We start from the raw sequence: 14993 nt of genomic DNA, 5'->3' as shown, positions 1-14993 counted from the left end.
TTGCTGCACAAATAAATCTCATGTTGGTTTTATGCGCTCTAAACACGTCTTGGGGCATTTTCGTGTTAGGAATAACTATCGTAACAAATAACTACCGTAACAGCTCTCTCAAGTAGCGATTCCGCTCATGAGAGTGACTAGGTGCCTCGGTGATCTGTTTCATTTCATCACTACTACCAACGATATGGATTTCACTTTCCGCTCTCGTGATTGCCGTATAGAGCCATGCTCTATCTACTATTCTTCCGTTTTGCATAGCGATGATGATGCGTGGAAATCGTGACCCTTGAGCTTTATGTAGGGTGGTTGCGTAACCCAACTCCATGCAGTCGAGAACGAATTGTGTTATTTCGACCTTTTCACCTGTGTCTAACGTCACTTCACCGTAACTATCCCCAGAAGATTTGTCGCTGGTTAATATACCAAGAGAACCGTTCTGAATGCCTTTGTCGTAATGATTCTGCATAAATAACACCGCATCATTAAGGCAAAGTGGCAGAAAGAACTTATCACCATTGATTTCGAACTCAAGTCTGTCACTGTCTGGGTTAACGGCTTTTTGAATGAGATTATTGATTTCTGATACAAGCGCCTTGGTTGGAGCCATGACGCGACTGTTTTCAGGATACTGTTGGTAAAGCTCACAACAGACCTTGGCCATGTCTGTTTTACTGGTTTCGTGAAAGTGTATTGCTCCCGTACTTAATTGATCAGGCATCACACCTTGATTAATGAGCTTTGAGTATTCGGGGATACCCGTTGAACCTTCCTGTCTCTGGACGATATCTAGCATCGTATTAGCCACCGTTTTTGCTTCAACGATGTCTGCCAACACCTTGCCACAACCGATGGGTGGAAGTTGGTCGGGGTCTCCAGTGAATATCAATCGCACAGAGGGGTGAATGTGATTCACAAGACGATACATGGTTGGCAAGTCAATCATGCTCGCTTCATCGATGACCAGTAGGTGATTTGGCTGCTCGAGGCTAGGCTCAATCGGTTCTTCACGCAACAATTTAGCAATGGTTGAAGTGACAAAACCAATCGATTCATGCAGCCTCATTGCAGCACGACCGCTGAGCGCAACGGCGTGTATTTCAAATCCAAGTTGATGATATGCCCTGAGAGCCGTTCTGAGTACCGTTGTCTTGCCTGTTCCTGCACCGCCTGTATACAGCTTACCGAATTATCCAGACACGTGGTGACAGCTTCGATTTGTTTAGGGGTTAAGTCGTAGGGAAGTTCTGCAACCGCAGAGCAATACGCCGCATTCGCGTTTTCATCATACAAGTCATTTCGCTTAATCAGTGTATTTAGCCGCTTGGCCACGACACTTTCCATCAGAAGTTGCGCCGTTGGATGGTAGGATCCTGTGTCGGGATTTAAAATATACTGAGCTTTATCATGACCTGATTGGAACGCCTGCGTGACCAGTACTTTGTCTTTCAGTAACTTATCGAGATAAGGGCGCACATTGGCATGAGTGGTATAGGTGTGACCTTTTTCAATCTCCTTGCGAATCGCCATTTCCAGAGCAGCACTGAGCCTTCTTGGGTCATCCTTAGCAACATCGCTCTTAAAATCCGTTACCTTGATAATATCTTCAATGGCACTGAACGAAAGGCCGAAGCCCATCAAAGCATAAGGATTATCCTGGATGACCTCTATGGAGGTTTCACCGTGATGCTTGAGCAGCCGTTGCTGTGCACTGGCGGGGATGTTGTGCTCGCTCATCCAGTTGCAATGTGCCAGATTTTTGTATTTGGCGTACCCTTTAAAGAGTGCGTCTACTGATTCTTCACTCAGAATCGATGTCAGACGCTTTCTGGACTGCGGGGTGTCATCCTCTCAGTGTGGCATGGAAGTCTTTACCCAAGCGCTGCCAGAGCGCTCTGGCTTTGCTTTCGCCAATGCCCTTGAAGTCACTTTCTCTGGCGATAAAGCGTATCAGTTGCTCTCCAGTTTCGGGCAAAGTGCATGCAACATGCTTGGGTGATTCATACGTGTGCTGCTGCATCACGTAATCACCTATCTCCATATTTTCTATCTAGCGAGTGCCTTTCACTGACCAATGCTGACCAATGCTGACCCAGTGTGGGTTGTACAGGGATGCTATCGGGGTCGGCTTTGATGGTGACGTAATACTTGCCACTATGAGTTTTATAAGAGTCTTTCGCCAGCGGCACACCGCTGAATATCACCATCTTGGTTGAGCGATAAGGGACACTGGTGACAACGCATTTGATCTTCATGTAAAGCGCTATTCATCGTGGCATCAACCCCATTTCAGATAAGGTTTCAGATAGCTCACCAAAGCGTTCAAGTCGCTTTTCAAGCTCCTTTACCTTGGCTTTCAATTCAATATTCTCAGCTTCTAATGATGACACCCGCTTTGAATCGAGAAGCTTTCGATTTGCTGCGTTGTCGTAGGCTTGAGGTTTGCCCTCATTCTTCTTGGCAGCGTCGGTCAACGGTGGCAGGACACCTTTACCGCGCAACTCATCTTCTAAGGCTTTGAGTGCTTTCTTGAGGGCAGGGTTTTGGTTTAACGCCGATTTCCCACAACCAATACCCTTTGCCACTTCGATGCGATTAAGCTGGCCTCGGAATACGATTTGTTTAAAGTCATCGTCCGTCTGTGTGACTTTCCAGACCTCAAATGCCTCAAGGTTTTGTTGCGCTTTCTGCTGCCCACTTGCCATGAGTTTTAGCTCCTATTGGCTTTGCAATACACGGTATACGGTTTGTCGTGATACATTGCAATCCTTGGCTATCTGCGCCTTACCAACGCCCTCCAGGGCTTTCTGGCGTATTTTTGACTCAGTCTGACTTGATATAGAAGGGCGACCGATGTGTTTCCCTTTGGCTTTCGCTGCTGCCATCCCTTCACGCTGCCGGGTATTAATGAGCTTGCGCTCAAACTCTGCAAACGCCCCAAGCATTTGTAACGTTAACTCTGCAAAGGGATCGTCTTTTTTGGAGAACTCCAAACCTTCTGTAACAAAATGAACACTTGCACCTTTGTCATTCACTTCATTAATTATCTGTTGAAGGTCTAACAGGTTTCTCGCCAATCGGTCTATAGCGTGGACATAAAGCTGATCGCCTTCTCGAAGGTAGTCCAAGCATTGCTGTAAGATAGGTCGCTGTGTCTTACTGCGCCCAGACATTCTCTCAGTAAAGATCTTATCAAGCTCTAGATCAGCCAGTTGTCTATCTGTATTTTGATCTGCGCTTGAAACTCGTATGTATCCGACTTTTTGGTGATTCATTATTCACGTTCAATACCACTAAATGTAAGAAAAATAGTAGACCTTTTGTTACCTTTCGTCAAATAATTAAAAGCGACCTTTTGTTACATAGAAAAACAGCACCGCTAAGGGTGCTGTCAGTGTGTAACAAAAGTATAACTTTTTGGACGTTTTATATAAGCCCTAGCTTTCTCTTTAAGTCGATAGGTAGGCCAGCTGCGGCTAAATCCAGTGTTTCTTTCGTGCTGCGACGTTTGAGTTCATTGTACTTCTTTTCTAAAGACTGGTGACTTTGAACAATGACTTCTTTTTTCTTAACTCTGATCCCCGTTTTCTTTCTATTTAACTGCTTCTTTTGTTCAAGCTCATGCATCTCTAAGAGTTCTTGGTTAACATCATCAAAGAAGGCTTCAATGTCTTTACTGAATGAGGACGCATTAAAAATACTTTGTGCTGACCGACCCACAACTTTGGCTACGTTAGACTTTTTAATTTGGTAGAACTTCCTGGTCTTATTTGTTGCTACCTGACCAAAGCTTGAAATCGCTTCTTCAGCTTTCTTCTTCAAATCAAGAATGGCATTGTACGCTTTATGGGTTGTATGCTCTGGATCATCAATAACCCAGGCTGGTTGTTCATTCTGAACTGGGTCAGTAGAGGCATCATCGATCGAGTCCATAAACTCATCCGACATAAGTTCATCTAAATCAACATCATTATGCATAGAGTGCTTCCTCTTCCTTAACCTTACTTTCTATCGCATTCATTGCTTTGCTAATTGCAGCTAAAATCTTGTCAACACTGTCAGCATTCTTTTCATTTCTAAGCTCTCTAATGCGCTTCCAACTTGATTTGAGTGTTGGTAGGTGAGCCTCTAACAAGAAACCCAAAACGTGCTCCTGGAACGCCTCTTTCACCATTGGTTGAATCACTTGCCATATCCCTTTGATGTTGCCCTCAGTGATGAGTGCATTGGTACAGTTCAAGCAAAACTCAGGCTTGGCATCTTGTGGGTTTAACGACCCCATTTTCCAACATTTTGCTCTACAGTCCGCACCATCACGAGGAATGCAAGTCGCGAAAGGATTCACCTGAACATCAATGATACGACCACTTACCGCCTCTCTTAGCGCAAGCATTCCATTATCATCTGTCACTTGCGTTAATGATGTCGCTTTTTTCACGAACTGTGCCAGGCCGCCTACGTATTTTTCACCAACCTGCTCTGACTCTATAATCAGCAACTCGACCAATGAGTTTAGGTAACGTTGCTTCGCTGATTGCATTATCCCTCTAGCATCTTTATCCCTTAGATACGCCATGAAGAACGAATTATCTAGGTGAGCAAACTGGTGGCGTATGACCGCCCCCACATCACCCTGATAGCGTGTGAGAACTGACTCAGCCCATATATGACGAAAAGCGTGAGGAGAAGGATAGCGCACACCGTCTAATAACTCAGAGCTAATATCCAACATGGTTTTCGTATCATTTAAATCCACGGTGCCACTGGTTAGCAGTGCTTTCGTTTCATCGGAAAGATAAGTTTCGATGACTTCTTGATGCTTTATATTTTCAAGAGCCTCACCGTTAGAAAATAAAATAAGAGAGGCTTTCAGTGCATAATTGGAGTTAAACGTTGTGCAGGACAGTCGCAACCAATCTTTTTTCACCTTTTGAGCGCAAGAAAGCAAGTTCTTATAACGAGCACTGCCAATACTGCATTTGGCTGACAGCAATTCTAATTCTTTTTGCTCATCAATCGTCAATTGCGTAGTGTGCTTACTATTTAAGGCATCGAGCTTAATCACATCATTAAAAGGCTGGTACGCTCTGACAAAGCCTTCCCAGTTCGCTTTCACTCTATGCTGAATGTATTTTCCAGATTGATTGATATTTTCTTTTTTAGTGGCATTTCCTTCGTAAGGATACAGGCACGGCTCACCCCCTTCATGCCCAAACACCGCATTTAATTGCGCAGCAACTTGATAGCACTGAGAGGTGATTTCTCGATTAATTTTGGTCGAGCCGCCCGTTTTAGGGACAAACCAATTAAGCTTGAAGCGAAATGGAACGTGAGCATTGTCGAGAATATCCAAATTCGGCTCAGACTGTATCGCACTCAATGGAAAACCAAATTCAGATTGTCGGTAGCCTGTCCAGGCCACAATAAGGTTAGTCATCGCATAAAGCGGAGTATCTAAAGCTCCCTTAAAGTTTCGATACGTTTTAACCTCGTGATTAGACAGTTGTTTATTTGCCCAAGCGCCAATATCAGCAAGAAACGACGCTCTCCCCAGTCTTTGTTTAGAGACAATGGTTAGCATTTTTTCGTACACATCATCTGCGGATAATTGGCTTAACGATTCCGCCTCTAAAAAGGTTTTGTCTAAGGAAAGCAAGTAGCCTTGCCATACCTCATGCGATGTCTTATGCCCCTCCAAACCTAAGTACTTTTGCAGCATCAATACTCGGATTAATTCCACTGCATCACTTCGAGCGGATAAGCCTAACTCAATGACTAACGCTTCAATGGATTGGTCTTTTAAAGACGTTACCAACTCAAATCGCTTCGAGTATTCCTCAAAAAGCGCACCTTTCACTTCCACTGCAAGCGCATTAAAATTAATCCCCTTCCTGTGGGCAGCAGGCTTGTACTCTACATTCTCCAATATTGCTGTAAGCATGACTTCTCGAAGGGGATTAGCTGAACCACTACCTAAACTCTTCATCCCATATTTCGTGTCGATACTCTCAAATACCAATCGACATACGGAGGCATACAGAAAGTCGCTTTGATAAACCTGATTAAGATAGTCAACGTAATACTGCCCCAACTCAAGCCCAAGAAAGTTAAAGCTACCGCCTTTTTTAAACTCAGCAAGTGTGGTGCTGTATTGTGATTGGCAGACGTCATCTAAACTCTTTTCAATTTTCTTTTTTGTTAGAGAGGGGTCAATAACACCAACCACACCAAGCGCTTTGAGGTTGTTTCTTATTGTATGAAACCGAACTGACTCAATTGCCCCTCCGTAAGCAGGCGTTGATATACGGTTTACAAATCCATACTGGTTAACCGTTCTTCCCATGAACGAGGTCCAAAAAGACTCCAATAACGATACAGCAAGACTTGCGGCACTGCTTTCTTTAAAGAAAGCAAAAAGGTGCAACATCATTTGATAAGCAAAAAGAGCGTTTACAACACTCGTAGGGCTGATAACACTCAGACAAACTACCTTTGCATATTCCTTCGCATTTAAAGGGAAGTCATACCCATCCTTTAAGTAAGTCGCTATGGCTTCATGGTTAAACACAGGCAAATCAAACCATGAAAAATCCAATGGTCTGACGCTGCCATCTCTTTTATCTCTAAAGCGCCAAATATCAGAATAAACATCACCTTGCTCACTAATGAAATAGGGGTTAGCGGTCAGCTTTAAATTCTGCTCATGCCAAAAACTATCAATTGGACTTTTTAATACGGTTAGCGCCATGGCTCCCCCTTACATTGAATGAAAGACGCTCATTACCACGCCATTTTTTATCATTAAGTCAAACTGCTCCCGACCTTTACGTTGTGACGCTTTGCTCAACTTAGGTAGGGTATCTTCTAGCCATTCCACTGTCGGTATCACGGTTTTAAACAAGTGTTCAGGATTATGAGAAAGGAGCTTCTTATAATTCTTTTTGAATTCATGGAGGTAATTGTGCATTTTTAAAACCGTGATAGGGCTATCTGAAACATAGATTGGCGATAACGCTTCATTTTCTTTTTGGTTACTCAACGCCATCACGCCCACCTCATTAACACGTCCCTTTTCTTGCCCTGTGACGACTCTAAGCCTCGCATTCATTTCCTCATGTTTGTAGGCAATCGAATCTGTGACTGCCATGAATTCACTGTTAAATGCGGCGACTTGTTCTTCATTGTCTTGTTCTTTATTGTCTTGGTCAAAATTCAAGTTAAAAACATTCTGAATTAAATCCAGCATCACCTCACGAGTGATTCGACCAGAGCTATTCATCCACTCTTCATTCTCTTCGGTTAAGTAGCTGACTTTCTCGGTTTGGTTTGAGTGAGAGTTTCGATTGATCAGGTAATGCAATGTGTATGGGTCACTAAATGCATGAACCGCACTATTTTTAATAGCCTGAAGACCAAAAATGTATCTCTGACAAGGCGATGGCGATTGAGCGACTAATTTACGCCTCTCTTCTGTCGCTATTCTTTTAGGGTACTTAACCACATTTTCAGGATGGATACCGTGAGAAATCAGGGCGCACATTGCTTGAGGCATTAAATTGGGTAGCTGCTGTTTTTCGTGTGCAACTTTAATTTTTTCAGACAAATCGCTTGTTTGAAGTAGCGCATTAAAAGCACCAAAAAATGAGCGAATTTGGTTACTCATCACCAACTCTTGCTTGGTAAAGAAAGGCAAGCCTTCATCTTGCTGCTCTAGTAGTATTAAAAGCGCCTTACCTTCTGGTGTTCGAGCGGATAAAGAGCGGGTTGTATGAAACACTTTGGCCCGACCTTTAAAATACTCACACTCAATATTGGTGACTCTCCCGCCAACTTTCATCAATCTAAAATCAGAGTGTCTTAGTTTAGGTATGTCAGTTGGTTGTACTGTTAAGCTTGCCATTAACCAAGCAAACATTAGCCCTTCGACATCAGTCAGTGCTTTTGATGAATCACCCTTTAACACACCCTTAATCCACTCGATAGAGAAAAGAGTACCATTTAATAATGTGGTACAATGGTAGTGAGTGAACACCACATTAACTTTCGTTTTGTCACGCTCTTTGTTCAGAAAAAGGCTATCGCACTCATCCTGACTCTTTAATGCAGAAGAAATGATGCTGTAGGCAGCTAAACTCCTTGAATTAGAAAGAATCAACGCCTCTAGCGCTGCTTTAAGGGTATTCGATGGATTATCTTGCTTATGGTAAGCAGACAACATCAAATAAATGAGATTACCGACTGCTTTACACTTCTCATTCCTAATGCCCTTTGACTCAATAACTAACCAAGGACTTAGCTGAGGCTCCATACTCTTAATCAGCGTATGCAGTTCATCTTTATAGGTTTTCAATTCAAGAATAATAGTGGCTGCGGTTAGGCTTAATGAATTCACCGCCAGCTTTGGGGAAGCGAGAGCAGAGTAAAGCTCACTTCCAATACCAATATCGTCTCTTCTCAACCAATCTACCGCACCGAAATAACTGGCTATGGATTTTTGGGTTTTATTCAGGTAAGGGGTGGGTTTTGTTTCACGCAGTTCAATAAGATACGCATACTCATCACTACTTAACTCTTTCCCTAATGATTCAGACTCAATGGCATAACCCAACACAGGCTTTAATCTGTTTAATGGACTATCCCCACCATGATTCTCTAACTCATCCATACGGTCGGTTTCGTAAAGCTTTAGTATTTCGTAGCGATTTTCAATTTTGTGGGCATTAAGCCATGAAATGAATGGTTTGGCTGCCGACGAAAATAGATTTTTTGCAGAAAGCGCAGCGCTTTTATCAAAAAAGGTGTAGTTATAAGCCGCAATCATTGCCTTGTAGATGATTGTCTTATCGGAGTCCTTGGTGTCGGTCATGGATAGAGTGTAAGCAGCATTCTGTACAGTCCTAGGGATAGATATAGACCGAACAGAGAAAGGCAACGCGAGTGATGCAATGGGCTGCTTTTTCTTAAATTCACTGGATAGCGCCTTTTCTATCTCAGCGCTTGAAAATTCCTCGTAATCACCCATGAACCACCGCCTTTAGTAACTGCTCTCTCTGGCCACAAGCATGAATGTACACTTTGGTGGTTTGGTTTGAATACTTGCTATCTACCTTGTGTCCTAAGCGTCTTGCGGTTTCAATATACACCGCAGACTCCGTGGTAATCGATTCGTATGATTTCTTTGCCTTTTGACAACCATCATAAAAAACATCTGTGCCAAATGAGTGTCTTAAGTGGTGGTAACTCAGCGCTTCATCCAACTCTTGGTAGCCTGAGTAAGCCTCTGGATTCTCTTGCATTAATTTGCGAACTTTCTTTAATACATTGGCAAAAACATCACTTCCAAATCGCTTAGATACAACGTTGCCTCGACTACTATTACTTGAATTTGATACCAAAAGCTGATTACACTCCGTTTTTGGTCGCTCCAAATCATAATATCGCTTCATTAATGCAAGGTGATTGCGCTTAATATAAAGCTTTCTCTTTGAGCCATATTTTGCATGGAAAGAAGCCAGATGATACTCGAATTCCTCTTTATCAGGGTTATCCGCCATATCTTTAAAAAGGCTCAATAAACCTTTTTGAGTAGAACCATCCGCCTTAAAGCTCTCCAAGTAAAATCCTTGGTTTTCACGCGTTCGACAGCCAAGTTCCCCACCATTTCGGAGTGTAATCTCACTTAACAAGGTGCTGCAATTTCTATAAAGCAGTTCTCTTGTCGCTGGAAGGAGGTACTTTACAATGCTTTTCGACTTGTTATTTGAACGAACAATTTCTTTGTTTTCTGAATAAATAAAGATTTTCTTATATGGTGCATCAAAAAAGTAAGAGAGCCAGTTGTAATAACTACGTAGTGACTTCACCGCTCGATTAACGACATTTTCACTAGCTCCCATCGTATGAATTAGATGGTCATTAATGAACGTATTCATATATTCAGCAGGAAGAGCAGTATGGTTATCGAGTTTAAGTAGGGGGTGGGCTGATCCTTTGGCGTAATCTTCTAACCACTCAAGGAAAACGCCTAATTTCTCACCCCTGACATATTGATCATCTTTACCAATTTCTTTCTCCTTGAATTTGAACTCATATAGTTCGGTCTCAGGGTTCTTTTCGTTCTCATGGACAACATAACGCCCATTCAAGGTGGTGTAACGATTATAAAGGCAAGGCAACAGAAGCGGCACATCGTTATCATCAAGATAAATCCAGTGCTTGTTATGAGTTTTATCGTTTATTCTTTGCATACATTTTTTCTGTTACTTTGTCATCTGTAAGAAAAAGGTAGCAAAGAATAAAACGGCTTACAAATTTTCTCTTAAATTAACACGCTCAAGTTTAAAAACAATCCATATCGACATGAATGATTTTTCTGATTCGGTCTGACATAGCCATTAAAGAACTGTTTAAAAAAACAGTATAGATGAAAAGTGACCTGAAGAAAATGAACCAAGTGACTCAGCCTAGCAGAGCATGGAGACATGCTGCGTTGCCCTTCGGTCTCAGCAAAGAATAACGATAACGGCTGGAATCGAGATTATTACGGTGAAAGGGAATTGGCGGGATATGGTATCCTGCGGTTCTTAGCAACCTGTTCAAGAATAGTTTGCTGGATAATGAAGACCAGATAGCGATTGAAACAGTAAGTCAATCCTGAAAAGCGGAACGCCCTCGATTTAAAATAACCGCGAGTCGCTCCACTATTTTCAGAATATTACAGCGGTTTTAAGAAATACGCCTCTATGATTAATGTAAAAACACCCTCATCACTCGGCACCCTGCTCAACAGTCGATGGCTCAAACCTGAATAAAGTTCTTGCAATCAGGTAGAAAACTGCAGCAGAAACAATACCGCAGATTACTACAGAATATTGAGGTGCATTGTAATTGACAAGCAAGGCGACACAAGAGGCCAAGCCCCATGAAATAAATGCACGCGGCTCCCAATTCAGCAGATGAGCATTATTGTGTAATTTTCTATGCAGAATCACCTGGTCCACAATAATAATCGTTGCAATCGGGGGGACAATCAGACCAAGCAGATTCAACCAGTCCTGAAAAGCATTCCAAATACCTGTCATCGCAACCAGAACTCCTATCCCTCCCAGAACCACCGTCAGCGTTCTCATACTTTTTCCAGTCATATGAGAGAAACCGACAGCCGCGTTATAAAGACAATGAGTGCATCCGACTCCCAAGTTGATAAAAATAAATACGATTGCCAAGATGGTCAGTAGAGGACCGTGGCCTGACAAGACCAACATAAAGTTTCCGCCATCGACTTCAGGATTAGCAATAACTCCAGTTGCCACAATGATCGCCCCGATTATCTCTGCCAAAAACTTTCCGACTGGAAAAGCGGTAAATGCGGCTAAAAACCCCTCTCGCCCATTTTTTGCCCATCGTGTAAAATCTGCCGTCATCGTGCCTGAATCTGCAAAGGTAGCAAAAATCAAAGTGACTGCCGCCCCAAAAGAGAATGCTGACGCCATGTCACTTGGTTGGTAGTTGATAATCTCCGACCAGCTGACATTGCCCGAGTCCATGGCAAAAGCAACGCCAAGAAAGCCCAGAACAAGATACAGCGGTGCCGCAATCCACCCGAGTGCAGTTAGCGCCTTAACACCAATGAACGTCGCAGCAACATACAGAATACCGCCCAACAAAGTCATTCCCAGTAAACTTGCACCAAAAGATTTAAACATGGTGTCGCCGGTCAAGCCGACCATCAACGCAAACCAGCCCACAACAACGATAGAAAGCATACCGGAAACAATCCAATAACCTTTCTTTCCAAACGTTTTTTGTGCCGTCATCGCAAAGCTCATCCCCGTAGATCCTGCTAGCCAACTCAAAGTCCCAACGATCAGGCAAAGAAGTAGATTTCCAGCAAGAATCGACACGACGCCTAGTTTGAATCCAAGCATAGATGTGATCACGCCACCAATTACACAACTTGTCAGTACCATCGGAAATCCAAACCAAACCGCGGCGACTGACGGCAAAGGTTTTCTTTTATCTACTGGTACCGGAACAAGTTCATATTCCGGCTCTAAAAAAGTATTATCATCTTTTTCGCTTGTCATATAATTCACCTTAAAAATAATTTATAAATGGGTATTATTTATCGAAACGTTTTATTACTATTCTCCGTCATAAAGTTGACTGGAATTTAAGTTAATAGGAACGATAGTGCTCCCCCATCATGTTCGTCTTATTTAATTCATCGTGAGAAATTAGATGTATATTTATTCTATTTACACCTCGAAAATCCACATGAAACGGTTTATTCCTAAACGACTGTGAGATATTTCATTAATAAGTGAAAGTGCCATTAATTGGCATCATTAACGACACGCTTCACAAACTATTCCCTTTTATTTTTTGGCTGCAACATCTTTTACGATAACTGAACCACCACCTTCGTTATCCGAAAGTGCTTTGCTTTGTTCAAAATACGCTATGGCCCCCAGTTGTGTGCCGGCTTCTGCCATTGGCGTTTGCACGACTTGGAGGACAAGACCATCGACCGGGCTCTTGTACTCTTTTACGATCTCACCAAATGCGCCATATTGGATGAACATGAGGTCGCCCTCTTTTACATGATCAAGCACCCTTACTTTCGGCACGACAAAGCCACCTCGCTCTGCAGTCACTTCAGACCACACATTGGTGTCGGTAATATCGCTATACTGCTTAATATCACCCTCGATGATATCTGCATATACCAGCGTATTGAGCGAGCCTGCCAATGCCTTTTCAACTAGCTCAGGCTCATACGTTTCACGAGAACCAATCTCAAGCGTAAATGCTGGAACTCCTGCATTATTGTATGCGCCCGCCACAGAGGTTGCGCTCGAGCTATTAATGGTTGCGTTTAACGGAAACAACCGAGTCATTTCTTTGACTTCAGGAATACTCAAGTCTGAATAGGCAGCCAAAGGGAATGTGGTGGGGTTAGCAGTATGCATATCGATTGCATAGTCTGCATTGCCTTTCAGCAAGTTATTCCAAAGTGAATAGGAGTATCGTTGACTACTGCTTTTTTTTGATATGAGCCCAACTTGGCGGTTGAGGTTGCTGTTCACTTTGACTGGACCTGATGGTACATATTCGCGAACATTAGCAATAAGACCGGGAATATTATATTGATGTACTATCGTTACTGTCCCCTCCATTTCCTTGGTATCGAGGCGGGTTTTCAGCATATTTACCGTTAAATAAGAGTTCATTTCATTGGCATGAACTCCAGCGACAAACATTAAACGTTTACCGTCTTTTTGCCCTTTAATCACTGTGACTGGTACGTAATAAAATTGGCCGGTATTAATTTCGTCACCAGCTCGAAAAAAAGCTCATTAACACTATTTCTTTCAAAGTCAGCTATATCAAGTTGGGTAATCACTTTTTTTCCCCTGAATAACATCCCCATTATATATGGTCTCTCCCATGACATGCCCGGAAAATACCGAAAGTATTGAAATGATTGCGGCAAGCTTTTTCATAATAATGTCCTATCTCTCTTTATTTCTTAAAGTAAGGTATATCAAATTACTTGCTATGAAATTAGCAGATTGATCTTACTTCGCTAAATTATTAATTTAGATAGGCACTATTCATAATAAGAATCAAACCATTAAATAAAACACAAGGCAAACAACATAAAACAAACACAAAACACAAAATCAACACAGGTACAACATGCTAACTACAAACCGTAAGTTTTAGATGGTCATTCTTCTCAAAAATGAAGGGCAATTAAATTGGTTTTTATTATGGTTATTCATGAATTGGATCACAATCGTCGTATTCTGTCATCTAAGCCCAAACTCTAATTTAGCTGTTCTTAATAATTGCTCTTCAATGAAGACCGTGTTGATCCTCTAATGTTCTTCAAAGCTCAAAGTATGCATCACTTATGGATGGTCATCGCATTCCTTGTTGCTCCGTACTGAGCGGAAAAATGAGAGCGGTAGAGGTGTCTAAACTAAGAGGTAATTTGCTGAGTAAGTAGAAATACTAGAGATGGTAAATACTCCATCCACTTTATGAAGAATTTAAAAGATATGACTACAGACTCATACTAGAATATTGGTTATATTACCGTATCTTGCGGATGAGCAAGGTGTTTGCATATCGTAAAGTAAGATTTGATTGGATAGGAGGGGTTGTGGGAACACGCCTCTCAGCTCCTAGACAAAAGGAAAAAAGAGGCGTTCAAGCACTATTTCAATTTTCTTTGTACAGCAGTAGCATTGTATAACAACTCATTATCGAAACATTTCTCTTCGCTCTCTAGCGTTTTCCCGTACTGTCTCTGATTATTTATTTAACTAACTGCTTTTAAAAGATAATTTAATCTCGTAACATCACATCAAGCTGATCGACCAACTCTGCCCAGTCAGCGTCTTCTTCAATGGCTTGTTTGAGGAATGTGGCCTGCGAACTTGTCCAAAAGCTGGCTTCATGCAGAGGGGCTGAATCTCTTTTGTGTCGGTGTTCGTTAATAAAGTCCTTCATCTCTTGAGGTGAACTTCCAAGGCCCAATTGTTGAAACAGCTCTGCCATACCGTGTTGGTGCATTTCCATGTTTCCTCCTAATTGTTGAGCGTTTAATTTGAGTATACACGTTGAATTACAACATGCAGCCCCAAACTATATTGTCAAAAAAACTTAGAAACGTGAGAGTGGAAACATAAAAAAATAACCCAGCCGGAGCTGGGTTATTTAATTAAAAAGTTAATATCACCAGTTTAAGCGATTCGATCTTTTTCCCATGCGGCCAGCTTTTCTGCACGTGCCGCTTCACGCGCCTCACGCTTTTTACGTGCATCACATGGCTCTGGACAGTTACATACTTTTTCGATACCAACTGCGCCAAGACCACCACAGCTACCCTTTACGACTTTCTTCTGGAAGATATAGCCAACCGCCATTGCCGCTATTACCGCGACAAACACTGCAAACGTAATTAGAAATGTACTCATAAGAATATG

Annotated in this window: 14 protein-coding genes; 1 reads left to right on the top strand and 13 read right to left on the bottom strand. The window is 42.3% G+C overall.

The genetic code is table 11. The features are described from left to right. Positions 1-91: 91 nt before the first annotated feature. Entirely contained in the window at positions 92-1177 is a 1086-nt protein-coding gene (locus tag ATG66_RS21045; protein ID WP_257145749.1) for an ATP-dependent DNA helicase, read from the bottom strand. Further along, positions 1060-1734, bottom strand: coding sequence for a helix-hairpin-helix domain-containing protein (locus ATG66_RS21040; RefSeq protein ID WP_257145730.1), 675 nt, complete (start codon positions 1732-1734; stop codon positions 1060-1062). The genes ATG66_RS21045 and ATG66_RS21040 overlap by 118 nt, the downstream gene beginning before the upstream one ends. Positions 1735-1837: 103 nt before the next feature. On the opposite strand from ATG66_RS21040, the gene ATG66_RS21035 reads away from it, so the two are divergent. Continuing rightward, positions 1838-1996 carry a hypothetical protein gene (locus ATG66_RS21035; RefSeq protein WP_257145729.1) on the top strand — a complete coding sequence of 53 codons (159 nt, stop codon included), beginning with the start codon at positions 1838-1840 and terminating at the stop codon, positions 1994-1996. A 28-nt stretch (positions 1997-2024) separates the two neighbouring features. Here ATG66_RS21035 and ATG66_RS21030 read toward each other — a convergent pair whose 3' ends face one another. From ATG66_RS21030 to nqrM, 11 genes are all read right to left on the bottom strand, one after another. Next, complete coding sequence (locus ATG66_RS21030; protein WP_257145728.1) at positions 2025-2252, bottom strand: hypothetical protein; 228 nt, start codon at positions 2250-2252, stop codon at positions 2025-2027. A 12-nt stretch (positions 2253-2264) separates the two neighbouring features. Beyond that, positions 2265-2702 carry a VPA1267 family protein gene (locus ATG66_RS09165; protein ID WP_098415008.1) on the bottom strand — a complete coding sequence of 146 codons (438 nt, stop codon included), beginning with the start codon at positions 2700-2702 and terminating at the stop codon, positions 2265-2267. Positions 2703-2714: 12 nt separating this feature from the next. Beyond that, on the bottom strand, positions 2715-3272 hold the full coding sequence (locus ATG66_RS09160; protein WP_098415007.1) for a recombinase family protein: 558 nt from the start codon (positions 3270-3272) through the stop codon (positions 2715-2717). A 151-nt stretch (positions 3273-3423) separates the two neighbouring features. Further along, on the bottom strand, positions 3424-3975 hold the full coding sequence (locus ATG66_RS09155) for a hypothetical protein (RefSeq protein ID WP_098415006.1): 552 nt from the start codon (positions 3973-3975) through the stop codon (positions 3424-3426). Then, on the bottom strand, positions 3968-6745 hold the full coding sequence (locus ATG66_RS09150) for a hypothetical protein (protein WP_098415005.1): 2778 nt from the start codon (positions 6743-6745) through the stop codon (positions 3968-3970). Before ATG66_RS09150 ends, ATG66_RS09155 begins: the two co-directional genes overlap by 8 nt. 9 nt (positions 6746-6754) lie before the next feature. Then, positions 6755-9019, bottom strand: a complete 2265-nt coding sequence (locus ATG66_RS09145; protein WP_098415004.1) for a hypothetical protein — start codon at positions 9017-9019, stop codon at positions 6755-6757. Next, a complete protein-coding gene (locus tag ATG66_RS09140; protein ID WP_098415003.1) occupies positions 9012-10244 on the bottom strand; it encodes a site-specific integrase in 1233 nt (410 codons plus the stop codon). Before ATG66_RS09140 ends, ATG66_RS09145 begins: the two co-directional genes overlap by 8 nt. A 519-nt stretch (positions 10245-10763) precedes the next feature. Beyond that, entirely contained in the window at positions 10764-12083 is a 1320-nt protein-coding gene (locus tag ATG66_RS09135) for a purine-cytosine permease family protein (protein ID WP_098415002.1), read from the bottom strand. 291 nt (positions 12084-12374) lie between these two features. Beyond that, positions 12375-13292, bottom strand: a complete 918-nt coding sequence (locus ATG66_RS09130) for a succinylglutamate desuccinylase/aspartoacylase family protein (RefSeq protein ID WP_098415001.1) — start codon at positions 13290-13292, stop codon at positions 12375-12377. A gap of 1060 nt (positions 13293-14352) precedes the next feature. After that, complete coding sequence (locus tag ATG66_RS09125; protein WP_098415000.1) at positions 14353-14586, bottom strand: DUF2789 domain-containing protein; 234 nt, start codon at positions 14584-14586, stop codon at positions 14353-14355. Between the two features lie 164 nt (positions 14587-14750). Continuing rightward, positions 14751-14984: a (Na+)-NQR maturation NqrM gene (gene nqrM, locus ATG66_RS09120; protein WP_005436655.1), complete on the bottom strand. Its 234-nt coding sequence runs from the start codon at positions 14982-14984 to the stop codon at positions 14751-14753. Between the last annotated feature and the right edge of the window lie 9 nt (positions 14985-14993).

This window comes from Vibrio sp. ES.051, from assembly GCF_002563795.1.
GTDB lineage: Bacteria > Pseudomonadota > Gammaproteobacteria > Enterobacterales > Vibrionaceae > Vibrio.
Note: the sequence above shows the minus strand (reverse complement) of the source record. Positions and strands in the feature narration are given on the sequence as shown.